Annotated in this window: 25 protein-coding genes and 1 tRNA gene; 4 read left to right on the top strand and 22 right to left on the bottom strand. The window is 69.9% G+C overall.

Going from position 1 to position 22,827, the window contains the following annotated elements; all coding sequences use genetic code 11:
* Position 1: 1 nt before the first annotated feature.
* The 4 genes from QR64_RS14780 to QR64_RS14765 all read right to left on the bottom strand — a co-directional run bounded on the left by QR64_RS14780 (position 2) and on the right by QR64_RS14765 (position 2,557).
* Positions 2–361 (bottom strand): small basic family protein, encoded by a 360-nt coding sequence (locus QR64_RS14780; protein ID WP_006552743.1) that lies wholly within the window; start codon positions 359–361, stop codon positions 2–4.
* Entirely contained in the window at positions 358–1,221 is an 864-nt protein-coding gene (locus tag QR64_RS14775) for a DUF881 domain-containing protein (RefSeq protein ID WP_024101102.1), read from the bottom strand. The genes QR64_RS14780 and QR64_RS14775 overlap by 4 nt, the downstream gene beginning before the upstream one ends.
* 4 nt (positions 1,222–1,225) lie before the next feature.
* On the bottom strand, positions 1,226–1,828 hold the full coding sequence (locus QR64_RS14770; RefSeq protein WP_024101103.1) for a CDP-alcohol phosphatidyltransferase family protein: 603 nt from the start codon (positions 1,826–1,828) through the stop codon (positions 1,226–1,228).
* Between the two features lie 111 nt (positions 1,829–1,939).
* The gene (locus tag QR64_RS14765; RefSeq protein WP_019289607.1) at positions 1,940–2,557 is read right to left on the bottom strand and encodes an NUDIX hydrolase; all 618 of its coding nucleotides are present in this window, start codon (positions 2,555–2,557) and stop codon (positions 1,940–1,942) included.
* Positions 2,558–2,753: 196 nt separating this feature from the next.
* Between QR64_RS14765 and QR64_RS14760 the strand changes: the two genes are divergently transcribed.
* Positions 2,754–3,782 (top strand): phosphotransferase family protein, encoded by a 1,029-nt coding sequence (locus QR64_RS14760; protein ID WP_039585930.1) that lies wholly within the window; start codon positions 2,754–2,756, stop codon positions 3,780–3,782.
* Positions 3,783–3,822: 40 nt separating this feature from the next.
* Positions 3,823–4,218 carry an MmcQ/YjbR family DNA-binding protein gene (locus QR64_RS14755; RefSeq protein WP_024101105.1) on the top strand — a complete coding sequence of 132 codons (396 nt, stop codon included), beginning with the start codon at positions 3,823–3,825 and terminating at the stop codon, positions 4,216–4,218.
* Positions 4,219–4,239: 21 nt separating this feature from the next.
* On the opposite strand, the gene QR64_RS14750 is transcribed toward QR64_RS14755, so the two are convergent.
* Both QR64_RS14750 and QR64_RS27345 read right to left on the bottom strand, forming a co-directional pair.
* Positions 4,240–4,656 carry a VOC family protein gene (locus QR64_RS14750; protein WP_006552737.1) on the bottom strand — a complete coding sequence of 139 codons (417 nt, stop codon included), beginning with the start codon at positions 4,654–4,656 and terminating at the stop codon, positions 4,240–4,242.
* 123 nt (positions 4,657–4,779) lie between these two features.
* The gene (locus QR64_RS27345) at positions 4,780–5,001 is read right to left on the bottom strand and encodes a hypothetical protein (RefSeq protein WP_006552736.1); all 222 of its coding nucleotides are present in this window, start codon (positions 4,999–5,001) and stop codon (positions 4,780–4,782) included.
* Between QR64_RS27345 and QR64_RS28890 the strand changes: the two genes are divergently transcribed.
* Entirely contained in the window at positions 4,946–5,152 is a 207-nt protein-coding gene (locus QR64_RS28890; RefSeq protein ID WP_200886509.1) for a hypothetical protein, read from the top strand. The two genes, QR64_RS27345 and QR64_RS28890, sit on opposite strands and share 56 nt — an antisense overlap.
* Here the strand turns inward: QR64_RS28890 and QR64_RS14740 are convergent.
* Positions 5,079–6,095 carry a helix-turn-helix transcriptional regulator gene (locus QR64_RS14740; protein WP_039585927.1) on the bottom strand — a complete coding sequence of 339 codons (1,017 nt, stop codon included), beginning with the start codon at positions 6,093–6,095 and terminating at the stop codon, positions 5,079–5,081. The two genes, QR64_RS28890 and QR64_RS14740, sit on opposite strands and share 74 nt — an antisense overlap.
* Positions 6,096–6,221: 126 nt before the next feature.
* Here QR64_RS14740 and QR64_RS14735 point away from each other — a divergent pair, with 126 nt between their 5' ends.
* Positions 6,222–6,617: a RidA family protein gene (locus tag QR64_RS14735; RefSeq protein WP_006552734.1), complete on the top strand. Its 396-nt coding sequence runs from the start codon at positions 6,222–6,224 to the stop codon at positions 6,615–6,617.
* A 513-nt stretch (positions 6,618–7,130) separates the two neighbouring features.
* Here QR64_RS14735 and QR64_RS14730 read toward each other — a convergent pair.
* The 15 genes from QR64_RS14730 to QR64_RS14660 form a co-directional block, all read right to left on the bottom strand.
* Positions 7,131–7,204: transfer RNA gene (locus QR64_RS14730), tRNA-Pro, on the bottom strand.
* Between the two features lie 97 nt (positions 7,205–7,301).
* Positions 7,302–8,732: a ribosome biogenesis GTPase Der gene (gene der / locus QR64_RS14725; protein WP_019289613.1), complete on the bottom strand. Its 1,431-nt coding sequence runs from the start codon at positions 8,730–8,732 to the stop codon at positions 7,302–7,304.
* The gene (cmk, locus tag QR64_RS14720) at positions 8,729–9,391 is read right to left on the bottom strand and encodes a (d)CMP kinase (RefSeq protein WP_039585988.1); all 663 of its coding nucleotides are present in this window, start codon (positions 9,389–9,391) and stop codon (positions 8,729–8,731) included. Before cmk ends, der begins: the two co-directional genes overlap by 4 nt.
* 32 nt (positions 9,392–9,423) lie before the next feature.
* Positions 9,424–10,617: a pseudouridine synthase gene (locus tag QR64_RS14715; protein ID WP_235367154.1), complete on the bottom strand. Its 1,194-nt coding sequence runs from the start codon at positions 10,615–10,617 to the stop codon at positions 9,424–9,426.
* A gap of 10 nt (positions 10,618–10,627) precedes the next feature.
* A complete protein-coding gene (gene scpB / locus QR64_RS14710) occupies positions 10,628–11,260 on the bottom strand; it encodes an SMC-Scp complex subunit ScpB (RefSeq protein WP_052040140.1) in 633 nt (210 codons plus the stop codon).
* 188 nt (positions 11,261–11,448) lie between these two features.
* Positions 11,449–12,345 carry a segregation and condensation protein A gene (locus QR64_RS14705; RefSeq protein ID WP_039585924.1) on the bottom strand — a complete coding sequence of 299 codons (897 nt, stop codon included), beginning with the start codon at positions 12,343–12,345 and terminating at the stop codon, positions 11,449–11,451.
* Between the two features lie 5 nt (positions 12,346–12,350).
* A complete protein-coding gene (locus QR64_RS14700) occupies positions 12,351–13,334 on the bottom strand; it encodes a ParA family protein (RefSeq protein ID WP_006552728.1) in 984 nt (327 codons plus the stop codon).
* Positions 13,335–13,468: 134 nt separating this feature from the next.
* Complete coding sequence (gene xerD / locus QR64_RS14695; RefSeq protein WP_052227315.1) at positions 13,469–14,455, bottom strand: site-specific tyrosine recombinase XerD; 987 nt, start codon at positions 14,453–14,455, stop codon at positions 13,469–13,471.
* Positions 14,456–14,458: 3 nt separating this feature from the next.
* Positions 14,459–15,085: an NUDIX domain-containing protein gene (locus tag QR64_RS14690; RefSeq protein WP_019289619.1), complete on the bottom strand. Its 627-nt coding sequence runs from the start codon at positions 15,083–15,085 to the stop codon at positions 14,459–14,461.
* Between the two features lie 5 nt (positions 15,086–15,090).
* Positions 15,091–16,845 carry a CTP synthase gene (locus QR64_RS14685; RefSeq protein ID WP_082331809.1) on the bottom strand — a complete coding sequence of 585 codons (1,755 nt, stop codon included), beginning with the start codon at positions 16,843–16,845 and terminating at the stop codon, positions 15,091–15,093.
* Between the two features lie 159 nt (positions 16,846–17,004).
* Positions 17,005–17,955 carry a copper transporter gene (locus QR64_RS14680; RefSeq protein ID WP_039585922.1) on the bottom strand — a complete coding sequence of 317 codons (951 nt, stop codon included), beginning with the start codon at positions 17,953–17,955 and terminating at the stop codon, positions 17,005–17,007.
* Positions 17,952–19,136 carry a putative cytokinetic ring protein SteA gene (gene steA / locus QR64_RS14675; RefSeq protein WP_006552723.1) on the bottom strand — a complete coding sequence of 395 codons (1,185 nt, stop codon included), beginning with the start codon at positions 19,134–19,136 and terminating at the stop codon, positions 17,952–17,954. The genes QR64_RS14680 and steA overlap by 4 nt, the downstream gene beginning before the upstream one ends.
* 85 nt (positions 19,137–19,221) lie before the next feature.
* Entirely contained in the window at positions 19,222–20,991 is a 1,770-nt protein-coding gene (recN, locus tag QR64_RS14670; RefSeq protein ID WP_006552722.1) for a DNA repair protein RecN, read from the bottom strand.
* Position 20,992: 1 nt separating this feature from the next.
* Positions 20,993–21,937 carry an NAD kinase gene (locus QR64_RS14665; RefSeq protein ID WP_006552721.1) on the bottom strand — a complete coding sequence of 315 codons (945 nt, stop codon included), beginning with the start codon at positions 21,935–21,937 and terminating at the stop codon, positions 20,993–20,995.
* Positions 21,934–22,758: a TlyA family RNA methyltransferase gene (locus QR64_RS14660; RefSeq protein WP_019289624.1), complete on the bottom strand. Its 825-nt coding sequence runs from the start codon at positions 22,756–22,758 to the stop codon at positions 21,934–21,936. The genes QR64_RS14665 and QR64_RS14660 overlap by 4 nt, the downstream gene beginning before the upstream one ends.
* Positions 22,759–22,827 lie beyond the last annotated feature (69 nt).

The raw sequence follows: 22,827 nt of genomic DNA, 5'->3' as shown, positions 1-22,827 counted from the left end.
GTCAGGCCCCGAACAGGCGACGACGTAGGGCTGCAGCGTTTCCGAAGATACGGATGCCGAGGACGACGATGACCGCGGTCGACAACTGGGTGCCCACGCCGAGCTGGTCGCCGAGCCACACGATCAGGGCGGCGACGAGGACGTTGAAGACGAACGACACCACGAACACCTTCGCGTCGAAGATGTCGTCGAGATAGGCGCGTAGACCGCCGAAGACCGTGTCGAGCGCGGCGACCACCGCGATGGGCAGGTAGGGCTGCACGACATCGGGTACCTGTGGGCTGAACACGATTCCGGCGCCGATCCCGATCGCCAGTGCGAGCACCGCGTAGAGCGCGTGACCGTGTTCGAGTCGCTTCACCTGTACCCCGTTTCTCCACTGCTGCCGAGTTTCCGGACCGTGGCGGCCGGAAACTCGAGATCGTCCTCCTCTGCGAGGGTGAATCCCACCCCGTAGAGCTGCTGTATCCCCGCGATGCGCAGGTAGGCGTCGCTGACGACGAAGGTCGTCTGCAGTCGGGAGGGAGATCCCACCGCCGAGACCGTGTACGGGGAGAATACGGGCCGGTTGTCGACGAGCATCGCTCCCCCGGCCTGCCGGATGGTCACCCCGGGACCCACCCGCACGCCCCCGACCTCTACGGCCTCCGCACCGGCCGCCCACAGCGCGTTGACGACCGACTGCAGGTCGCGGTCGAGGACGAGCGCGGTGGGTCGGTCCTCGATTCGCGCCGCATCCGACAGGTTCGGTCGCGCGGTGGGTTCGGTGAGGGTGACCGTGATCCCCGGACCGCGCACCGGTGTTGCCGCGGCTGCGGCCTCGGCGTCGCGGAGTCGGTCGAGGATGGTCGCGCCGTCGCCTCCGTCGGAGAACAGGGCGGTGCGTCGTTCGTCGACCGCGGCACCGAGTTCGTCCCGCTGTGCAGTGAGCGCGGTGATGCGTTCATCCCCTGCCCGGAGGGAGTCGAGGATCTCGGCGCGGGTGCTGTCGGTGCCGGCCTGCACGTCGGCGTTGTGCGCGTACGCGATGCCGATCACGAGGCCGGCGAGGAGAACTCCGGCGCCGAGCCACGCGCGCGACGCGCTCGGAGAGGTGCTCGAGCGCCCCGCAGCCCGGTCCGCGGCGGACGCAGCGTAGCCGGGGTCGAGATGATCCTCGAGGAGCGACTTCAGGAGCGAGGGCACCGGATTGCGCCGGATGCGTTCCCACGCGCGGCTCATCGGATCACCGCCCGGCCGGCACGGTCCGTGCCGTCACGACGGCCTGCCCGAGGTACAGCAGGCCGGTCCACACGTACAGTACGGTCCCCCAGATCAGGGCGGCCCAGCCGAGCGGTCCGGTGATCGGCTCCGAGGCGGGCACGGCGACGGCCCCGAGCATCAGCGGCAGCGCGCACATGAGCAGGAAGGTGGCGCCCTTGCCGAGGTAGAGCACGTCCGGCGGGGACAGTTCCCGGCGCCGGTAGACGGCCAGGGTCGGCGCCAGGACGAGTTCGCGGCCGACGAGGATCACCGCGATCCACCAAGGCACGATGTCGCGCGCCACGAGGGCGACGAGGGTGGCCACGATGTAGAGGCGGTCGACGGCGGGATCGAGAAGGGCTCCGAGGCGGGAGGTCTGGTCGAGCAGCCTGGCGAGTTTGCCGTCGGCCCAGTCGGTGATGCTACTCGCGGCCAGCAGGATCAGCGCCCAGACGTCGGCGTGGGCGACGAGGATGAGATAGAGGAAGACGGGCACACCCAGCAGCCGGACGAAGCTGAGGACGTTCGGCACGGTGAGGATGCGGTCCGATCCGCGCGCGTCGGCGGTTCCGGTCGCATCGGTCATGGTGAGGCCGCTCCGTGTTCTCGTGAGGTCGTTCTCGTGATGCCCCGCCGGCGTTCCGTTCGGGCGCGGAGTCCAGCCTTCCACAGCCGCGCGAGCGGAGATTCCGGGGTGTCAGCGCCAGGCGAAGACCGGCTGCTCGAGACCGTCGATGCGGGTGGCCCGCCGGCGCAGCACGACTTCGCGGAATTGGTAGACCACCGCGGCGGTCGGTGCGTGCACGAGGTGACCGCGGAAGGGCCACTGGATCACCGGCTTGTCGGATTCGGGGATGGTGACGAAGCGCGGGTCGACGTCGAGTTCGTCGGTGGTGACTGCGAAGAGCACGTCGACCTCGTCGGGGCTGGGCTTCAGATCGCTCACCGCGGTGTCCGACCACACGACGAACGGTGACATGACGTAACCGGAGCGGGTGATGTAGTCGTCGAGCCGGCCGAGGACGGACTCGGGGCCGAGGTCGATTCCGAGTTCCTCGTGCAGCTCGCGCAGGGCGGCCTCCTCGGGCTGCTCCCCCTCGTCCAGACGTCCGCCCGGCAACGCGAACTGGCCGGGATGTGCCCGCAGACGGGTCGGTCGCCGTGTGAGGGGCATGACGGGGTTACCGTTCCCGTCGTCGAGCACCGCCACGACGACGGCTGCGTGCCGGCGGCCGTCGAGCGGCAGTCGGCGCGAATCGAACGCGTCCAGCGCGTCGCGGACGTTGTCTCTGTCGAGAGGGTGAGCAGCGGGCATGGGTCGACAGTAGTTCGTCACAACTGCCCCGGCGGCTAGGCGCATGCCCTGGCCGGTATCGGTGACACCGGCCTCGAAGGGGGAGTTCTGAATATTTATAGTTTCCGTGCAGTCCGGATTATCTGCGTGGGGTGGGAGTTCTCCGAACACGGATCCCCACCCGCGGTCATAGTGGGAGCCGACGGAAAGGAGCTCGATGAACGACGTGCCCGCCGGCCTCGACCTCGATGCGCTCGATGCCTATCTGCAGACCTCCGCCCCCGACCTGTTCTCCGGTCCCCTCCGCGCGCGCCTGATCAGCGGCGGACGCTCGAATCTCACCTACGAGGTGACCGACGGCGATCGGCGGCTGGTGTTGCGCCGTCCCCCACTCGGACACGTCCTCGCGACCGCACACGACATGGCTCGCGAGTACCGCGTCATCTCCGCGCTCGCCGGCACCGCGGTACCGGTCCCCCGCTCGCATCTGCTGTGCGAGGACGATTCGGTGCTCGGCGCGCCCTTCTATCTCATGGATCTGGTCGTGGGGACGCCCTATCGCACCGCGGAGCAACTCGAACCGCTCGGCGCCGAGCGCACGCGCGTGATCTCCGAGCGGATGGTCGACACCCTGGCCGCCCTGCACGCGGTGGACCCGGAGACCGTGGGACTCGAGGACTTCGGCCGCCCCCAGGGCTTCCTCGAGCGGCAGGTGCGGCGCTGGACCACCCAGCTCGAGAACTCGCACAGCCGGGACCTCGACGGCGCCGACGAGCTGCACCGGCTGCTCGTCGACAATCTGCCGGGCGACGGCGAGGTGCGCATCGTGCACGGCGACTACCGGCTCGACAACGTTCTCGTCGTCGACGACGACAAGGTGGTCGCGGTGCTGGACTGGGAGATGGCCACGCTCGGCGATCCCCTCACCGATGTGGCGTTGCTGCTGGTGTACCAGCGGCTGGCGCGGGAGAACACGGAGTTCCCCGTGTCGACGGTGTCCCGCGCTCCGGGCTTCCTCGGCGACGACGAACTGCTTGCCCGGTACGAGGCCGCCGGTGGACGCGACCTGTCGGACATGGCGTTCCACCTCGCCCTGGCCTACTACAAGCTCGCGGTGATCCTCGAGGGCATCTACTTCCGGTTCCGTCAGGGCAAGACGGTCGGCGACGGGTTCGAGGAACTCGGCCGCGGCGTCGAGCCGCTGTTGCACGCCGGTATCCATGCGCTGACGAGTCGGAAGAGTTGATCTCGCGACCGTTGTCGTAGTCGCTCGGTACGCTCCGCTCATGCCGCATCCGGTGATGTTCGACGAGGCGGATCCCCTGCTAGCTCGTGTGCGCTCGCTCGCGCTGGCCCTGCCCGGCGCCTCCGAGAAGATCTCGCACGGCCGTCCGTTCTTCTCCACCCGGACGGCCTTCGCGGTCTACGGAGGCGGCGAGAAGGGCACCCGCGCACCGTTTCCCCGCTCCCTCATCGTCAAGCCCGACGAGGAGGAGCGCCGCGCGCTGCTCGAGGAACCCCACACCTATGTGCCGATGTATTTCGGGCCGTCCGGGTGGGTCGGGTACGACCTCGCCCGTCCGGAGGTGGACTGGGACGAGGTCGCCGAACTGCTCGACATGTCCTATCGGCAGACCGCGCCACCGAAACTGGTGCGCGAGCTCGACGCCCGCCTCGGCTGACGGGCGCCGAGCGGCGCGGGTTCAGCCCTGCTGGTCGCCGATGCTGACCATCCACGACACGCCGAAGCGATCGGTGCACATGCCGAACAGATCGCCCCAGGGGGCACGCTCCAGCGGCATGTCGACGCGACCGCTCTCGCTCAGCGCGTCCCACCAACCCCGGAGCACGCTCTCGTCGTCCCCGCTGAGCGACAGCGAGAAGTTCGTGCCGGGCGTGTAGTCCATGCCGTTCGGGGTGTCCGAGGCCATGAGCACGAAGCCGCGGTCGGTGGTGAGCATCGAGTGCATCACCTTGTCGTCCTCGCTCGGATCCTGCGAGGCGTTCATGTCCGCGAATCTGCTCACCGTCAGTTCGCCGCCGAACACCGACCTGTAGAACTCCATGGCCTCGCGCGCGGAATCGCGGAATGCGAGATAGGGATTGAATCGTGTGGTCATCGTGGTCCTTTCGCGGGTGCCGCAGGGCACGGATGGTGCCGCACGAAGAATGACCGTCTGCCGACGCATTTCTCATCGTGGACGGTGCGCACCCCGCTCCGGGAGCGTTCGGCGCGATCCGTGTCAGGAGACCGCCACTGTGGCGCGGGCGTACTCGGGTCGGTCGACCAGATCGGCCAGCACGCGCCCGACCGCACGTCGCGGGACCGCCCACGACGAGACGTCGCCGTCGGACACCGTTGCCTCGGCGTCGTCGCCCTTCGGGCAATCTCCGATCGCGTACCCGACGATGCTCCGGACCGAGCGAACGGCAGCATGTCTGCGCACCACGGCTGCGCCGATCACGACGATCGCTGAGCGGGTGGGGTGGGGCGATCCGAACTTCGCTGCCCGTCAGTTTCGCCGTAGCGTGGGCGTCACTCCTAGTGGCTGTCGGGCGTTGAGCCGCGCGAAGGCTCCGCAGGTGACCGGGCAAAGCTCTCGTATCTGGCATTGAGGGTTGCCGCCCGGTCGCGGAGGGCCGCACGCAGCGACTCGGGTGCGAGGACTTCGGCGGCGGTGTCGAGCTGCCAGATCGCCCAGACAGCGTGCCTCAGGTCCTCGAAGGTCACGTCGAGACGCACCCAGCCGTCTTCCTCCGGTTCCTCGGCGCGGACAGCTCGCGCGGTGTTCAGCAACTCCTCACGTCGCGTGGGTTCGACCCTGACCAGCACAGGGATGTGGTTCGTCGACAAGAACTGGGCGCTGCGCTCGGCCCAGATGCGGTCGAGGTCAACCTGCGCGGGACGCTCGGCCAGTTCCGGAAGCTCCTCGGCGGTCACCATGCACGAGAGCCGGTACGTCCGATCCTCTCCCGACTTGGTGGCCAGCAGGTAGGTGCGGCCGCGAACGGTGACCAGACCGATCGGATCGACGGCGTGCCAGCGGGGTGCCTTGTCCGGTGCGGTGTACTGGAAGCGAAGCTTGTGCCCGGTGAGCACGGCATGGCGGACTACGCCCATCACGCCACTCGCCACGTCCTCGGTGACCAGCCGTCGTGAGAGCAGGTCGGTGTCGGGCTCGACCAGGAACCGCCGAGCCGCATCGTCCAGGCTGGTGCGGTGGCCTTCGGGCAGCGCATCGACCACCTTGCGCATCGCGGAAGCGAGCGCGGTGCCGAGGCCGAAGACCTTCTCGCCGCGGCCCGACCCGGCGGTCAGCAGCGCGAGGGCTTCATCATGGTTCAGTCCGGTCAGCTCCGTGCGGAAGCCGGGAAGCAGGGAAAACCCGCCGTGTCGCCCGCGATCGGCGTAGACCGGGACGCCGGCAGTGGACAGCGCCTCGATGTCGCGCAGCACCGTGCGGGCGGAGACCTCCAGCTCGCCGGCGAGCTCGTCCGCGGTCATCCGACCCCGCTGGCGCAGCAGCAGCACCAGTGAGACCAACCGATCGGCTCGCATAGTTTCATTCCTATCAAAAATCATGACACAAGATGTCGCGTTTTGTTGGGAGGCTGAGTTTGCGGGCGTTGAGGACGGCGACCACCCGGCCGCCGGGCGCTCGCAGTCGCAACGATTGGAGTGGCAATGGAACGAACAGCGGTCAACCCGGTGACATGGTCGCAGGAGATGGGATTCAACCAGGGCGAGGTCGTCGCAGGGCACACCCGGACCCTCTACATCTCCGGGCAGACCGCGATGAGCAAGGACGGCCGGCCCGAGCACGACGGGGACATCGCGGCCCAGCTCGCGCTGGCCGTGGACAACCTCGAAGCCGTGCTCGCCGAGGCCGGCATGTCCCTAACAGACCTCGTCAGGCTCAACGTGTACACCACCGACGTGGACGCGCTGTTCCCGCACTACGGCGTGCTCGCCGGGCGGCTCGGCGCCGCGGGCGTCGCGCCCACAACCACGATGCTCGGGGTGACGCGGCTGGCGATCCCCGGTCAGATGATCGAACTCGAAGGAACCGCTGTCGCGTAACGCGGCCTTGCCACTCCTGCTGCTCGTGCCGGTCTCGCCGGCGCGAGCAGCAGGAAGATGGGGAGCATACGATGCTCACGATCATGACGATCGGGGTCTATGGCTGCGATATCGGCGCCTTCTTGGAGCGGCTGCGGGAAGCGAACGTCCGCCTGTTGCTGGAGTGCGCCGGCGCCGGGGTGCCCGGGACCCGAGTACGCCTGGACCAACTCGCTCAGGCTCCAGGCCGCCCTCGCCCAGGTGAAAATCGACTACCGGCAGGCCAACGCCCTGNGCAGATCGTCTCGCGGTGCCGCGAAGTCCAAGGCACCGCGAGCCCGGCAGGGGCGCAGGCTGTGACCGCCGATCGACCGCTTCGCTGCGGCTCTGGTCCCCTTATCCACAGGAAGCCGCCGAGCCAACGTCGCGCACCGCACCGACGCGGCTGCTCGGCCGGCCGGGGGACCAGGCAAAAACGCCCCCGGGACATGACGAAGCCCAGGCGAGAAACTTACTCTCACCTGGGCGTTTACGTCGGGCTGACAGGATTTGAACCTGCGACCACTTGACCCCCAGTCAAGTGCGCTACCAAGCTGCGCCACAGCCCGTCCGCGCTCTCTCCGAGCGCTCTCAGAGATTACAACAGGAACGGACCGAAACACTAATCGGCTGGTCAGCGCGTTTTCACGACCGGACGTCGGGAGCTCACTTGCGGCGGTCGCGCTTCTCCCGCACGCGCACCGAGATCCGCACGGGACTGCCGTCGAAGTTGAACTCCTCCCGCAGGCGACGCTCGAGGAAGCGGCGGTAGCCGGCCTCGAGGAAGCCCGTGGTGAACAGCACGAAGGTCGGCGGCCGCGTGGCCGCCTGGGTGGCGAACAACACCCGGGGCAGGCGACCGCCGCGCATCGGCGGCGGAGTCGCGGCCACGACCTCCTTGAGCCACGAGTTCAGGCGTCCGGTCGAGATGCGCTTGTCCCACGACTCGAGGGCCGTCTCCATGGCCGGGACGAGCTTCTGCACGGCGCGACCGGTCTTGGCGGAGATGTTCACCCGCGATGCCCACGGCACCCGCAACAGGTCGCGGTCGATCTCGCGGCCGAGTTCGTAGCGGCGATCCTCGTCGACGAGATCCCACTTGTTGAACGCGATCACCAGGGCGCGCCCGGACTCGACGACCATCGTGATAACCCGCTGGTCCTGCTCGGTGATGGGCTGCGAGGCGTCGATGAGCAGCACCGCCACCTCGGCCGCGTCGATCGCACCCCGCGTGCGCAGGGAGGCGTAGAACTCGGCGCCGGACGCACTGTTGACGCGCTTGCGCAGACCGGCGGTGTCGACGAAGCGCCACGGCTTGCCGCCGAGCTCGACGATCGAGTCCACCGGGTCGACGGTGGTGCCGGCGATGTCGTGCACCACCGACCGTTCGTCGCCGGCGAGCTTGTTGAGCAGGCTCGACTTGCCGACGTTCGGCTTGCCCACCAGCGCGACGCGGCGAGGCCCTTCCCCACCGGTACCCTCGCGGGGCGTGGCCGGCAGCTTGGCGAGCAGCTCGTCGAGCAGATCACCGGTGCCGCGACCGTGGGTGGCCGATACCGAATAGGGCTGGCCGAGTCCGAGGGACCACAGTGTCGCGGCTTCGGATTCGACACGGTCGTCGTCTACCTTGTTCGCCACGAGCAGCACCGGAGTCTTCGACCGACGCAGCACCTTCGCGACGGCCTCGTCCACGCTGGTGGCGCCCACGGTGGCATCGACGACGACGAGGATCGCGTCGGCGGTGCGCATCGCGACCTCCGCCTGGCGGGCCACGGACTGCTGCATGCCCTTCGCGTCGGGTTCCCATCCGCCGGTGTCCTGCACCATGAACCGGCGGCCGTTCCACGACGCCTCGTACGAGACGCGGTCGCGGGTGACGCCCGGGACGTCCTCGACGACGGCTTCCCGTCGGCCGATGATGCGGTTGACCAGGGTGGATTTGCCGACGTTCGGTCGGCCGACCACGGCGACGGTCGGGACCGGGACGAACTCCTCGAGGTCGCCGCCCTCGGCGAATTCGATGTCCCAGTCGCCTTCTTCCGACCACGTGCCGTCGCCGTCGAACCCGGTGTAGTCGGTACTCAGGTCGTCGCTCACAGCTTCGCTCCAGTCTGCTCGGCGACCACCGCGAGCAGCGCGGCGATCACCTCGTCGATGTTCATGTCGCTGGTGTCCACGACGACCGCGTCGTCCGCCGCGCGCAGCGGGGACACCGCGCGGGTGGAGTCGAGGTGGTCGCGGCGCTGCACCGCGGCGAGGACCGCCTCGTAGTCGTCGCCGCGACCCTCGGCGATGTTCTGGTTGTTGCGCCGGTGCGCGCGGGCCTCCGCCGAAGCGGTGAGGAAGATCTTCACGTCCGCGTCGGGGAAGACGACGGTGCCGATGTCGCGTCCTTCGATCACGACGCGGTGCTCGGCGCGGCCGAGCCGCTGCTGGGCCTCGACGAGCAGGGTGCGCACCTCGGGCACGGCGGAGACCGCGGAGACCGCGGCCGTGACCTCGGCGCCGCGGATGACCTCGCGCACGTCGTCCCCGTCGAGGCGGATGTCCTCGACGGTGGGGTCGGTGCCGATCGACCACGGCAGGCCGGCGGTGACCGCGGCGATCGCGGCCGGATCGGTCAGATCGGTGCCGCGGCGCAGGGCGTGCAGCGTCGCGATGCGGTACATCGCGCCGGTGTCGAGATAGGCGGCACCGAGATGCTGCGCGAGACGCTTGGAGACGGTGGACTTGCCCGTGCCGGACGGCCCGTCCATCGCGACGACCAACGCGTCGGCCGGTGCGCCGGTCACAGCATCACCGCCTGGTACAGGCCCCCGACCTCGTTGCGGCCGAGGACACGGAGGGTGCCGGGACGCTGGTCGCCGAGCGCCACGGGACCGATGTTGGTGCGCACGAGCCGGATCACGGGGAACCCGACCGCATCGAGCAGACGTCGCACGATGTGCTTGCGCCCCTCGTGCAGCACGAGCCGCACCAGCGACTGGCCCTCGTGGACCTCGAGCAGCGAGAACTCGTCGACGGAAGCGGGTCCGTCCTCGAGTTCGATGCCTGCCTTGAGCTGCTTGCCGACACCGCGGGCGAGCACACCCTTGACGGTCGCCAGATAGGTCTTGGGCACCTCGAAGGACGGGTGCATCAGCCGATGGGCCAGTTCGCCGTCGTTGGTGAGCAGCAGCAGCCCTTCGGTGTCGGCGTCGAGACGACCGACGTGGAACAGGCGCTGCCCGGCGGCGACGCGTTCGGAGACGATGTCGCCGACGCACGGACGGCCGAGATCATCGGACATCGTGGACTGCCAGCCGCGGGGCTTGTTCAGCACGAGGTGCACGAGATCCTTGTTGATGACGACGCGGACGCCGTCGACCCGGATCACGGCGTTCTCCGGGTCCACGCGCAGGCCCTGCTCGACGACGATGTTGCCGTCGACCTCGACGCGACCCGCGGCGATGAGTTCCTCGGCGGCGCGGCGCGAGGCGACGCCGGCCTGGGCGAGCACCTTCTGCAGCCGCACGCCTTCACCGGCGGGCAGCTGGGCGGGGCCGGCCTCGCGATGCTGGTGCCGCGCGGGACGGGCGTTGCTCACGGTCGGAACGACGCGCTGCGCGACGCGCTTGGCGGCAGGCTTGGAGGGCTTACCGGTCGAGGTGCCCTTGCGGTGCGGTTTGCGACCGGCGGCCGACTGTGCCGGTTTGCGACCTCCGGCCGACTGTGCCGGTTTGCGACCTCCGGCCGACTGTGCCGGATTGCGACCTCCGGCCGACTGGCCGGGAGTGGCCCGGCGATCGGAGCGGGGTGAGTCGGTGTGCTCCCCCGAACGGGGAGCCCCTGCGCGCCCCGAGCGGGGAGCTTCGGTGCGTCCTCCGGAACGCGGTGCTTCCGCGCGTCCCGAGCGGGATCCCCCGGTGTTGCGCGTGTTCGCGCTACGGGGATTGTCTCTTCTACGGTCCGGTGTGCCATCACGGCGAGCGGGTGTATTCACTTGGTTCCTGTCAGTTCTCTGGATCGAACTCCGCGGGCGAGAGAGTCTCGGGACGCGCGTTCCTACCCATTCTCTCAAATCGTGGGTCCGACTCGAGACTGTCGGCGATGTCGTCGATCACATCGACATCGGGCAGAAGCGGCGCAACGGGCGGCAGATCCTGCAGAGATGCCAGGCCGAGGCGTTCGAGGAACAGCTCCGTGGTGACGTAGAGCGTGCCGCCGGTCTCCGGATCGGTGCCCGCCTCGGCGATCAGATCCCGCGCGAGCAGGGTGCGCATCACCCCGTCGACGTTGACGCCACGCACGGCACGGACACGGCTGCGCGTGACCGGTTGCCGGTAGGCGATCACGGCGAGCGTCTCGAGTGCGGCGCGGGTGAGCTTGGTGCGCGCGCCACCCTGCAGCAGCTTCTCGACGTAGGGCGCGAAATCGCGGCGCGTGTAGAAGCGCCAGCCGTCGCCCGCGAACCGCAGGTCGATGCCGGATCCGCGCGCGGTGAGGTCCTGTGCGAGACGCCGCAGTGCGGCCTCGGCGTGGTCGGCGGTGACCCCGATGGCGGTCGCGAGCTGCTCGGTCGGCGCGGGGGTGTCGACGACGAGCAACAGTGCCTCGAGTGCCGCAGTGAGTTCGTCGGCGGCGATCTCGAGAAGTTCACCGTCCCACGCGCGTTCCGGCGCAGCAGCGTCTTCGTCACGTTCCCGCGCGGTGTGGTCCGCGCTCCCCGGCGCAGCGTCACTCTCGGGCGCAGCGTCACTCTCGGGCGCAGCGTCGTCCGCGTGCTCCCGCGCGACGGTGTCGTCCGCGTGCTCCCGCGCAACGGTGTCGTCGTTCACCCGTAGTCCTCCTCGAAATCGATGGCCTCCCCGTCGGTCTCCCCTGTCCACGCGACCTGCAGATGTCCGAGTGGGTCGGGTTGTTCGAAGGTGACGGCACGTTCGCGGTAGAGCTCGAGCAGCGCGAGGAACCGGGCGACGACGAGCAGTCCGAGATCGCAGTCGGCGACGAGTTCGTCGAATCCGACCCAGACGCCGGCGCCGCGGGCGCGCAGCAGGCCGAGGATGTGGGCGGCCTGTTCGGGAACCGACACCTTCGGGGTGTGCAGGTGGTCGAGGCCGACGGTCGGTGGTGGTTTCGGCCGGAACGCCGCGGCCGCGATCTCGGCGAAGCGGTGCGCGTCGACACCGAGCACGACCTCCGGTACGAGATTCTCGTAGCACTCCTCGAGCGACACCGCGCGCGGATAGCGGCGCAGGGCGGCGGCCTCGAGGGCGGCGAACTGTTCGGCGATCTGCTTGTAGGCCCGGTACTGCAGTAGACGCGCGAACAGCAGGTCGCGGGCCTCGAGCAAGGCGAGATCCTCGGGGTCGTCGACCTCGCCGGCGGGCAGCAGCCGGGCGGCTTTGAGGTCGAGCAGGGTCGCGGCGACGACCAGGAACTCGGTGGTCTGATCGAGGCCGAGTTCGGGACCGAGTTTGCGGGTGTAGGCGATGAAGTCGTCGGTGACCTCGTGGAGAGTCACCTCGGTGACGTCGAGGCGACGCTGCGAGATGAGGGTGAGCAGCAGGTCGAACGGCCCCTCGAAGTTGCGCAGGCGCACATGGAAGCCCGAGGTGGTCTCCTCGACCTCCGGCCGGTCCGGTTCGGTGGGTTCCTCGAGGACCACCGCGTCGACCTCCACATCGGGCGCCGTGCCGGTGTCCGCAGAGTCCTGGACGGGAGCGTGCACGGGGCTCAGCGACCGCTCCGGTGGATCACTTCCCGCGCGAGTGCGCGGTACGATTCGGCGCCGGCAGAGGTGGGCGCCCAGCGGGTGATGGGTTCGCCGGCGACGCTGGTCTCGGGGAACTTGACGGTGCGGTTGATGACGGCGTCGTAGACGAGATCGCCGAAGACCTCCACGACCCGCGACATCACCTCACGACCGTGCAGGGTGCGCTGATCGAACATGGTGACGAGGATGCCGGCAACGGTCAGCTTCGGGTTGAGCCGGTCGCGGACCTTGGCGACGGTGTCGTTGAGCAGCGCCAGGCCGCGCAGGCTGAAGAACTCGCATTCCATGGGGATGAGCACCGAGTCGGCGCAGGCGAGCGCGTTGACGGTGAGCAACCCCAGCGACGGCTGGCAGTCGACGAGGATGTAGTCGTAGCGGTCGAGCACCGGGTACAGGGCGCGGCCCAGGGCCTGTTCGCGGCCGACCTCGGAGACGAGCTGGATCTCGGCCGCCGACAGGTCGATGTTGCTCGGCAGCAGGTCGAGGCCCTCGACGTGGGTGCGCACGAGCACGTCGTCGGTGGACACCCGCGGTTCGACGAGCAGGTTGTGCACGGTGAGATCGAGATCGTGGTGGGCGACACCGAGTCCGGCGGACAGTGCGCCCTGCGGGTCGAGGTCGACGAGCAGGACGCGGCGCCCGTACTCGGCGAGGGACGCCCCGAGGTTGATGGTCGAGGTGGTCTTGCCGACCCCGCCCTTCTGGTTGCACATCGCGATGATGCGGGCCGGTCCGTGGGTGGACAACGGCACCGGTTCCGGGACGGGACGGCGTGGCCGGCCGGTCGGTCCGAGATCGGACTCGGCAGCGGTTCCGGAGGTGGTGGAAGGCTCGGTGGTGGACATTCTGTCGGTGTCCTCGCGGCCGTGTGCGTCGACCGGGACGGTGTTCGACCGGAGGTGCTCCGGCTCCGTGTACGTGGCGGGTGGCCGAGGTGTGCCCACGTTCGGTACTCCCCCTGTCTTGCGACCCGGATGTCTTCTCGTCGACCCGTCGGGTGACCCGGCGGCTCGTCCCCAGAACGCTACCGCTTCGTCGGCAGGATCACCGCACGGACACGCGTCCCCTGCGGAGTCGGTCATCGTGCCCGCGGATGCGCCTGCGCCCATACCTCGCGGAGGGCACCGGCGGTGACCAGGGTGTATATCTGCGTGGTCGTCACAGAAGCATGCCCCAGTAACTCCTGTACCACGCGTACGTCGGCGCCACCGTCGAGCAGGTGCGTCGCGAAGGAGTGCCGCAGCGTGTGCGGCGACACCCCGACGTCGACTCCGGCGCGCTCGGCGGCGGTCTGCAGCACCTTCCACGCGCTCTGCCGCGACAGGCGGCCGCCGCGCGCGTTGAGGAAGACCGCGGCGGTGCGGCCGGTTGTCAGGGCGGGTCGTCCCCGCACGAGATAGGCGTCGAGCGCGCCGAGCGCCGGGCGTCCGACCGGGACGAGTCGCTGTTTGCCGCCCTTGCCGCGCAGCAGCACGGAGCGTGATTCGGTGTCGATGTCGTCGACGTCGAGCCCGACGGCCTCGGAGATGCGGGCGCCGGTGGAGTACAGCAGTTCGAGCAGGGCGCGGTCGCGCATGCTGCGGGGTCCGTCGGCGTCGCGGCCGGCGGCGTCGCGGCCGGCGGCGTCGAGGATCGCGGTGACCTGGTCGACGGTCAGCGCCTTGGGCAGGCGACGCCCGGCCGCCGGGGGTTTGACGGTGCGGGCGACGTCGACCGGGGTCTGTCCTTCGGCCGCGGCGAAGCGGTGCAGGCCGCGCACGGCGATCAGGGCGCGGGCGGCCGAGCTCGCTGCCAGCGCCGGGCGGTTGCGTTCCGGGTCTCCGCGGCGCAGGCTCGCGGCGAAGTCGCTGATGTGGTGTTCGTGCACGTCGGCGAGGTCACCGATGTGGATGTCGGTGAGGTGTTCGACGTAGCGCAGCAGGTCGCGGCGGTAGGAGGCGAGGGTGTTCGTCGCGACCCCCCGTTCGACGGTCAGGTGCGCGAGATAGGCGTCGAGTTGCCCGGTGAGTGTCGGGGACGGCTGCGGAGCGACCTGCGTGGCGGGACGCTCCTCACCGGGCAGCACTGCTCACCCCTCCGCGCGCGTGCGAGCGAAGGTGGTGGGCCGGTCCGGCCACGGCGCGTCCGGTGCGCGGGTCGCGGTGCCCGTCGCGCGGGCGGTTGCGAACGCGAGGAGACCGGACACCGCGGTGGCGTTGACGATCTCCCCGCGCAGCACCATCGCCACGGCCTCGTCCACCGGGACGCGGCGGACCTCGAGATCGGCCTCCTCGTGCTCGGGTTCGGGCCGGTCGACCTCGCTCAAGCCGCGGGCGGCGAAGACGCGCACGGCTTCGTCGGTGAATCCGGGTGAGAGCGCGAGGTCGACGAGGAGTTCCCAGTCGGCGGCGGCCAGGCCGGTCTCCTCGGCGAGTTCGCGGCGGGCGGTGTCGAGGGGGTCCTCGCCGGGTGCGTCGAGCAGCCCGGCGGGCAGTTCCCACAGTCGCCGGCCGAGCGGGTGCCGGTACTGGTGCACGAGCACCACCCGGTCCTTCTCGTCGACGGCCACCACCGCGACCGCACCGTGGTGTTCGACCACTTCGCGTTCGGCGGTGTGCCCGTCGGGCATCGCCACGTTGTCGACGCGCAGCGACACGATGGCGCCCGTGTAGATCCGCCGGCTGTCCAGGGTGCGGAAGTCGTGTCGCTGCGCCATGTCGACTACTCGGCGTCGCCGGCGGTGGACGTCGACGCGGTCGAGCCGACCGATTCCTCGGAGGTGCTGCTCTCGCCGTGGATGTCGACCGGGAGTCGCTCAGCCGCCTTGTACTGCAGTGCCGCGGCAACGAGGCCGGAAAACAGCGGGTGCGGGCGGGTGGGCCGGCTCTTGAGTTCCGGGTGCGCCTGGGTGGCGACGAAGAACGGATGCTGCTCGGCCGGGTACTCGACGAACTCGACGAGCCGCCCGTCCGGGGAGGTGCCGGAGAACACCAGACCGGACTTGGCGATCTTGTCGCGGTAGGCGTTGTTGACCTCGTAGCGGTGCCGGTGCCGTTCGGAGACCTGCTCGCTGCCGTAGGCCCTGGCCACGACCGAGCCCTTCTTCAGCGTGGCCGGGTAGGCACCGAGACGCATGGTGCCGCCGAGATCGGCCTCACCGGCGACCGCCTGTTCCTGGTCCGCCATCGTGGAGATCACCGGGGCGGTGGTGTCGGGATCGAACTCGGTGGACGACGCGTCCTCGATGCCGACCGACCGCGCGGCCTCGATGACGACACACTGCAGGCCCAGGCACAGGCCGAGCAGCGGGATCCGGCGGGTGCGGGCGAACCGGATGGCGCCGAGCTTGCCCTCGATACCGCGGATGCCGAAGCCGCCGGGGATCAGGACGGCGTCGACGTCGCCGAGGTGCTTCTCGGCACCGGCCTCGGTCTCGCACTCGTCGGAGGCGACCCAGCGGATCTTGACCTTCGCGCGGTGCGCGAAACCGCCGGCGCGCAGCGCCTCGGTGACCGACAGGTAGGCGTCGGGCAGGTCGATGTACTTGCCGACGAGCGCGACCTCGACGGTCTCGCGGGGGTTGTGGACCCGCTCGAGCAGGTTGCCCCACACGGTCCAGTCGACGTCCCGGAAGGGCAGGCCGAGCTGGCGCACGACGTAGGCGTCGAGTCCCTCGCTGTGCAGCACCTTCGGGATGTCGTAGATGCTCGGCGCGTCGGGGCAGGAGATGCAGCCGGCGACGTCGACGTCGCACATCAGCGAGATCTTCGCCTTGAGCGAGGCCGGCACGTCGCGGTCGCAGCGCAGTACGAGCGCGTCGGGCTGGATACCGATGTTGCGCAGCGCGGCCACCGAGTGCTGGGTGGGCTTGGTCTTCAGCTCACCGGACGGCCCGAGATAGGGCACGAGCGAGACGTGCAGGAAGAAGCAGTTGTCGCGGCCGACCTCGTGGCGCACCTGGCGGGCGGCCTCGAGGAAGGGCTGCGACTCGATGTCGCCGACGGTGCCGCCGATCTCGGTGATCACCACGTCGGGGGTCTGGCCCTCGGAGTCGGGTGCGGCCATCGCGAGGATGCGGCGCTTGATCTCGTCGGTGATGTGCGGGATGACCTGCACGGTGTCGCCGAGATATTCGCCGCGGCGTTCCTTGGCGATGACCGTGGAGTACACCTGGCCGGTGGTGACGTTCGCGTCGGCGGACAGGTCGCGGTCGAGGAAGCGCTCGTAGTGGCCCACGTCGAGGTCGGTCTCGGCGCCGTCCTCGGTGACGAAGACCTCACCGTGCTGGAACGGGTTCATCGTGCCGGGGTCGACATTGAGGTACGGGTCGAGCTTCTGCATCGTCACGCGCATGCCGCGTGCGGTGAGCAGAGTGCCCAGGCTCGACGCTGTGAGCCCCTTGCCGAGAGAGGACGCGACGCCCCCGCTGACGAAGATGTGCTTGGTAGGGGTACGCGAGTGGCGTGACTGTGGCAAAGAAGCTCCCGTGACGTCAGGTGCAGGACTTTTGGACTGATGCGATACAGCTGGGGCCTGCCGACCCACGGAACTTCACGGTAACACCTCCGTGGGCGGGCGCGTACCCGACTCGCGATTGCCGACCCTCGGTGCAATCGACGTCACAGGCGGCGACGCTCAGCGGGCCGGGGAGCCGACTGTGACGGCGGTGGCGCTCGGCCCCGTCCCGTACCGGCCGGTGCCCCCGTCGTACTGCTCGCGCAGCGCCAGAACCGTCGTCAGGCGCCCCGATTCGCGGTCGAGATTGTCGACCGTGGACAGGCCCGCGGCGAGCGCGGCGTCGGCCCGCACGACGGCGATCGGTCCGTTGCCCTCCGCTGCCCCCGTGCGGCCGGCGAGCACCGCGCCGGCGCCGCGGCCGTCGACGACCCCGGCGAAGCGCGCGATGAGCGACCCGCGATTGCCGGCGCGTTCGGCGTTGCCGCTGTGGTCGCCGGTGACAACGAGGGCGCTCTGGGCCGGTTCGACCTGACCGTCCTCGTAGGTGACGAAACCGCCGCTGCGCAGCGTGGTCAGGGCGAGGGCGCGTTCCTCGGGGGTGCTGCGCGGTTGCCCGGTGCCCGGGTCGACGAGCAGCACCGCGCCGAGCAGATCCCCGGCGAGGCTGCCCGGGTCGACGGCGCCGGTCTGCAGTTCCACGCCGGCGGGCACGACGTTGGTGACGGTTGTGCGGAGCTGGTCGGTGCCGGAGGCGTCGACGAACGAATCGGTCAGCGCGATCCGGGCGGTGACCCGGCCGCCGGCATCACCGACGGACCGCACGACGGCGTCGACGTCCTCGGGTGCGGCGTCCGGGGTGGTCACGAGAAGGACGGTGCGGTCGAGGAGTTCGTCGCGCACGATCCGCGGGCCGACGGTCGAGTCGAACCCGTCGGCGGCGAGCAGTTGTGCCTCGAGCCGGCTGCCGTGGTCCTCGGCCTCCTGGATCTCGCGGCGCAGCTCGGCCTTGTCGTCGCGCAAGCCGGAGACGACGCTGTCGGCCAGCAATCCGGAGCCGAGCACGATCCCGACCGCCAGGCCGAGGAACACCGCCACCAGGGAGACGGCGTGATGGCGCATCGAGATCACGCGCGCAGACCCCGAATCCACTCGACGGCGGAGTCCCACCACTGCCGGGCGAGTTCGACGACGTCGGCACCGAGATTGGACACGGCGAGTGCGGCGATCACGGCGATGAGGGCCGCGAAGACGAGCAGGGCGATCACGCCGCCCGAGACGCGGCTGCGGTAGAGGGTGGCCACCGCCTTCGCATCGACGAGTTTCGGCCCGACCTTCAGACGGGTCATCACCGCCGACGGATTGGTGTCGCGACGGCCGTGGTCGAAGAACTCGTCGAGCGAGACAGTGCTGCCGACGGTCACCACCAGCGCCGCACCGTGATGCTCGACGAGCAGCAGCGCCAGGTCGGTGGGGGTGCCGACGGCGGGGAAGGTCATCGCGCCGATGCCGAGATCCTGTATCCGCTCGAGACCCGGGGCGTGGCCGTCCGGGTCGGCGGGCAGCACCACTTCGGCGCCCGATTTGAGGGTGGAAGTGCCGATCTCGTCGGGGTCGCCGACGATGAGGTCAGGGCGATAGCCCGCCTTGGAGAGGGCGTCCGCGCCGGGGCCGACGCCCACCAGGATCGGTGAGTACTCCTTGATGAACGGCTTGAGATCCTTGAGGTCCTGCACATGCCCGGGGCCGTCGGAGACGACGACGACGTGCCGGTCGCGCAGGTCCAGGTCGATGTCGGGGATGCCGACGCCGTCGATGAGCAGCGGGCTCTCCGAGCGGATGAACTCGATGGTGTTGCCCGAGAACGCCTCGAGATGATCGACGAGCCCGGTTCGCGCCTCGATCATGCGGTCGGAGATCTCGATGTCGGTCTGCTCGTCGCCCTCGATGAGCAGCTTCTCCCCCGCGTACACGCCACCCTCGTGCACCCGGACCTTCGCGCCGTCCTTGATCTTCTTGAAGACCTCGGTGCCGACGTTGTCGACGAGCACGATGTCGTGCGCGACGATCACTTCGGGACCGAGATTCGGGTACCGGCCCGAGATCGACGGGGACGCGTTGATCACCGCGGTGACGCCCGCCTCGACGAGCGCGTCGGCGGTGACACGATCGAGGTCGATGGCGTCGAGGACGACCACGTCGCCGGGACCGATCCGGCGCAGCAGCTTCGCGGTGTTCCTGTCGACCCGGGCAATGCCACTCACTCCGGGCAACGTTTCGTTGTTACGGGACAGCAGCGCCGGCATCTTCATGCAAGAGATGATGCGCCGGTATACGAGTGAGGTTGTGGAGGCGCGCCGGTAGTCGTGTGAACATCACCCCGGCGCGCCGGGCGGGTCAGCCGGTGCGCTCGGCGTGGGCGACGGCCAGCAGTTCCTCGGCGTGCGCACGTCCGGTCTCGGTGTCGTCGAGACCGGCGAGCATGCGGGCCAGTTCGGTAACCCTCTCCTCCTCGCTGAGGGTGCGCACCCCGCTGCTGATCACCCCGGCCCGGTCGTCGACCTTGTCGACGACGAGATGGGTGTCGGCGAACGCCGCGACCTGCGGCAGGTGCGTGACCACGATGACCTGGTGGGTGCGCGACAGGCGCGCGAGACGCCGGCCGATCTCGACGGCGGCGCGGCCACCGACCCCGGCGTCGACCTCGTCGAAGACCATCGTCGCGCCGCGCTCGGAACCGGCGAGCACCACTTCGAGGGCGAGCATGACGCGGGAGAGCTCACCGCCGGACGCGCTGCGGGCGAGCGGGCGGGCCGGGGCGTCGCTGTGCGGAGCGAGCCGGAACTCCACCTCGTCGATCCCGGATTCGCCGGCGTGCAGGAGCCGGTCGCCGACCGACAGCGGGGCGGTGTCGCTCACGGTCGCCGCGCGGTCGGCGATGTGCACGTCGAGCACGGCGCGCCCCATCGCGAGGCCGGACAGTTCCTTGCTCACGGCCTTCGCGAGTTTGCCGGCGACCTTGTGCCGCGCCGCCGACAGCGCGGTGGCGGTCTCCGCGGTCGCGGCGGCCTCCGCGTCGACCTCGGCGGCGAGCTTGTCGATCGCCTCCGCGGAGACGTCCAGTCCGGACAGGCGTTCGCGGGCCTCGCGCGCCCACTCGAGCACGCCGTCTATGTCGGCGGCGTACTTGCGGGTGAGGTTCTTCAGTTCCGCCTGCCGGTTGAGCAGGGTCTCGAGCGCGCTCGGGTCGGACGGCAGGTCGGACAGATAACCGGAGATGTCGCCGGTGACGTCGGTGACCACCGCGATCGCCTCGCCGAGGCGGGGCCCGAGCTCGCGCAGGGCGGGATCGTCGCAGCCCTCGAGGCGGGCGCGGGCCTCGCCGAGCAGGTCGAGTGCCGCCGAGTACGCGTCGGCGTCGCCGCTGTCGTCGCCGGCGAGGGCGTTGTGCGCGACGGTGGCCGCCTCGCGCAGCGAGTCGAGGTCGGACAGGCGCCGCACCTCGTCGACGATGCGGGTGTCCTCCCCCGGTTCGGGTGCGACGCGGTCGATCTCGTCGAGACCGAAGTGCAAGCGATCGGCCTCCTGCGCGAGCTCACGCGACCGTTCGGTGCGTTCCTGCAGTTCGGCGCGGGCCTCGAGCCAGCGGCGTCGCCGGGTTCGGTAGCGGTCGAGCAGACCGGCGACGGTCTTGCCGCCGAACCGGTCGAGCGCGGCGCGCTGCTCGTCGGGACGCAGGAGCCGCAGCTGGTCGTTCTGGCCGTGCACGGTCAGCAGCGGCCCGGTGAATTCGGACAGCACCCCCACCGGCACGCTGCGTCCGCCGAGGTGGGCGCGGGAGCGGCCGTCGCTGCCGACGGTGCGCACGGCGATGATGCTGCCGTCCTCGTCCCGCTGGGCGCCGGTGGCCTCGAGCAGTTCGGCGATCTGCTGTTCGATGTGGCTGGGCGCCGGTTCGATCTCGAAGCGTCCTTCGACCACGGCGCGGTTGGCGCCGACCCGTACCCGGGAGGGGTCGGCGCGCACCCCGGAGAGCAGATGCAGGCTCGTGACGACCATCGTCTTGCCGGCACCGGTCTCGCCGGTGAGCACCGTCAGTCCCCCGTGGAAGCGCGCGTACGCCTCGGAGATCACACCCAGGTTGTCGATCCGGATCTCTGCGAGCATCTCAGAGTTTCCTTCCCCGCCAGCCCTTCACCGGAAGTTCGAACTTGCGCACCATCCGATCCGCGAACGGTGCCGAATCGAGCCGCACCCAGCGGACCGGATCGCATCCTCGCACCACTTCGAGCCGGGCCCCGGCCGGGACGTCGATGATGCGGCGACCGTCGCAGAAGACCACCCCGTCGTGGCCGCCGGCGAGGGTCTCGACGGCGATGATCGACTCGGGGCTGGTTACCAGCGGGCGCGCGAACAGAGCGTGTGCATTGCTCGGGATCACCAGCAGCGCTTCGAGTTCGGGCCAGACGATCGGTCCGCCGGCCGAGAAGGCGTAGGCCGTCGATCCCGTCGGGGTGGCGACGAGGACACCGTCGCAGCCGAACGACGAGACCGGACGACCGTCGACCTCGAGCACCACCTCGAGGACCCCGAGCCGCGACTTGTTCTCGAGACTCGCCTCGTTGAGCGCCCACCCGCGGTCGAGGACCTCGGCGTCCATGCGCACCGTCACGTCGAGCGTCATGCGTTGTTCGACGCGGTACTCGCGGCGCACCACCTGCATGAGCGCTTCCTCGAGGTGTTCGGCCTCGGACTCGGCGAGGAAACCGATGCGACCGAGGTTGATCCCGAGGACGGGCACCGCCGAGTACTGCGCGAGTTCGGCGGCCCGCAGGAAGCTGCCGTCGCCCCCGAGGACGATCACCATCTCGCAGCCGGCGGCCGCCTCCGGTCCCGGTTCGACGACGCTGATGAAACTGCCCGGCAGGGCGAGGACGCCGAGTCCGTTGCTCACCGCCTCGTCGTCGAGGGTGCGCAGACCGATACCGGCCTCACCGAGCATCTTGGCGACCCGCAGCGCGGTGCCGGCGATCTCGTCGCGCCCCGAATGGGAGACCAGCAGGATCTCCCGGCCCGATCGCACCGCGCCCTCCGCGGCGGTCTCTTCGCTCACTGTGGTCCTTCCTGCACCGCACGCTCGATCAGTTCGACCACCGCAGGGTCGAGTTCCGCCGGCCCCGGCTCTCCGGCCCGCAGCCACAGGAAGTACTCGACGTTCCCGGACGGTCCGGGCAGCGGACTCGCCACCGCTCCGAGGGTGAGCAGACCCTGGCGTTGCGCTTCGCGCGCGACGTCGAGCACCGCCTCGGTGCGCAGCGCCGGATCGCGCACCACGCCACCGCTGCCGACCCGGTCCTTGCCCACCTCGAACTGCGGTTTGACCATCGGCAGCAGGTCGCCGCCGGGGGCGACGCAGGCGACGAACGCCGGCAACACCAACTTCAGCGAGATGAACGACAGGTCCGCGACCACCAGGTCGACACGCCCGTCGATCGTCTCCGCGTCGATGCTACGCACATTCGTTCGATCGATCACGTGGACACGCTCGTCGGACTGCAGGCGCCAGATCAGCTGGCCGTAGCCGACGTCCACTGCGACGACCTCCGCGGCACCCTCGTGCAGCAGGACATCGGTGAAACCGCCGGTCGACGCGCCGGCGTCGAGGCAGCGACGCCCCGACACCTGCAACCCCTGCGGTGCGAACGCTTCGAGGGCGCCGAGGAGCTTGTGGGCACCGCGGGACGCCCAGGAGACCTCGTCGCTCCCCTCGGTGACGATCAGCGGCGTGTTCGGTTCGACGGCGGTCGCCGGTTTGGAGGCCACGGTGCCGGCGATCAGCACCCGACCTGCGGCGATCAGTTCGCTGGCGTGCTCGCGGGAGCGCGCCAGACCCCGCCGCACCAGTTCCGCGTCGACGCGTGCCCGGCGTGCCACGTCAGATCTTGTCCACGGTCGACAAAGCGGCTCTTCGCACTTGGTAGGGGCGGGTGTCGATCGACCCCG

Origin of the sequence: Rhodococcus sp. Chr-9, assembly GCF_000801125.1 — a bacterium.
In the GTDB taxonomy this organism is placed as follows: domain Bacteria; phylum Actinomycetota; class Actinomycetes; order Mycobacteriales; family Mycobacteriaceae; genus Rhodococcus; species Rhodococcus pyridinivorans.
The sequence above is the reverse complement of the archived record's forward strand: the minus strand, read 5'-3'. Positions and strand labels throughout refer to the sequence as shown.

What these genes read in the sequence shown, in the direction of transcription:
- QR64_RS14775 (WP_024101102.1), bottom strand. Translation starts at nt 1,221, where the DNA reads ATGAGCCGCGCGTGGGAACGCATCCGGCGCAATCCGGTGCCCTCGCTC.
- QR64_RS14770 (WP_024101103.1), bottom strand. Translation starts at nt 1,828, where the DNA reads ATGACCGATGCGACCGGAACCGCCGACGCGCGCGGATCGGACCGCATC.
- QR64_RS14765 (WP_019289607.1), bottom strand. Translation starts at nt 2,557, where the DNA reads ATGCCCGCTGCTCACCCTCTCGACAGAGACAACGTCCGCGACGCGCTG.
- QR64_RS14760 (WP_039585930.1), top strand. Translation starts at nt 2,754, where the DNA reads ATGAACGACGTGCCCGCCGGCCTCGACCTCGATGCGCTCGATGCCTAT.
- QR64_RS14755 (WP_024101105.1), top strand. Translation starts at nt 3,823, where the DNA reads ATGCCGCATCCGGTGATGTTCGACGAGGCGGATCCCCTGCTAGCTCGT.
- QR64_RS14750 (WP_006552737.1), bottom strand. Translation starts at nt 4,656, where the DNA reads ATGACCACACGATTCAATCCCTATCTCGCATTCCGCGATTCCGCGCGC.
- QR64_RS28890 (WP_200886509.1), top strand. Translation starts at nt 4,946, where the DNA reads ATGCTCCGGACCGAGCGAACGGCAGCATGTCTGCGCACCACGGCTGCG.
- QR64_RS14740 (WP_039585927.1), bottom strand. Translation starts at nt 6,095, where the DNA reads ATGCGAGCCGATCGGTTGGTCTCACTGGTGCTGCTGCTGCGCCAGCGG.
- QR64_RS14735 (WP_006552734.1), top strand. Translation starts at nt 6,222, where the DNA reads ATGGAACGAACAGCGGTCAACCCGGTGACATGGTCGCAGGAGATGGGA.
- cmk (WP_039585988.1), bottom strand. Translation starts at nt 9,391, where the DNA reads ATGGACGGGCCGTCCGGCACGGGCAAGTCCACCGTCTCCAAGCGTCTC.
- QR64_RS14690 (WP_019289619.1), bottom strand. Translation starts at nt 15,085, where the DNA reads ATGGCGCAGCGACACGACTTCCGCACCCTGGACAGCCGGCGGATCTAC.
- steA (WP_006552723.1), bottom strand. Translation starts at nt 19,136, where the DNA reads ATGAAGATGCCGGCGCTGCTGTCCCGTAACAACGAAACGTTGCCCGGA.
- recN (WP_006552722.1), bottom strand. Translation starts at nt 20,991, where the DNA reads ATGCTCGCAGAGATCCGGATCGACAACCTGGGTGTGATCTCCGAGGCG.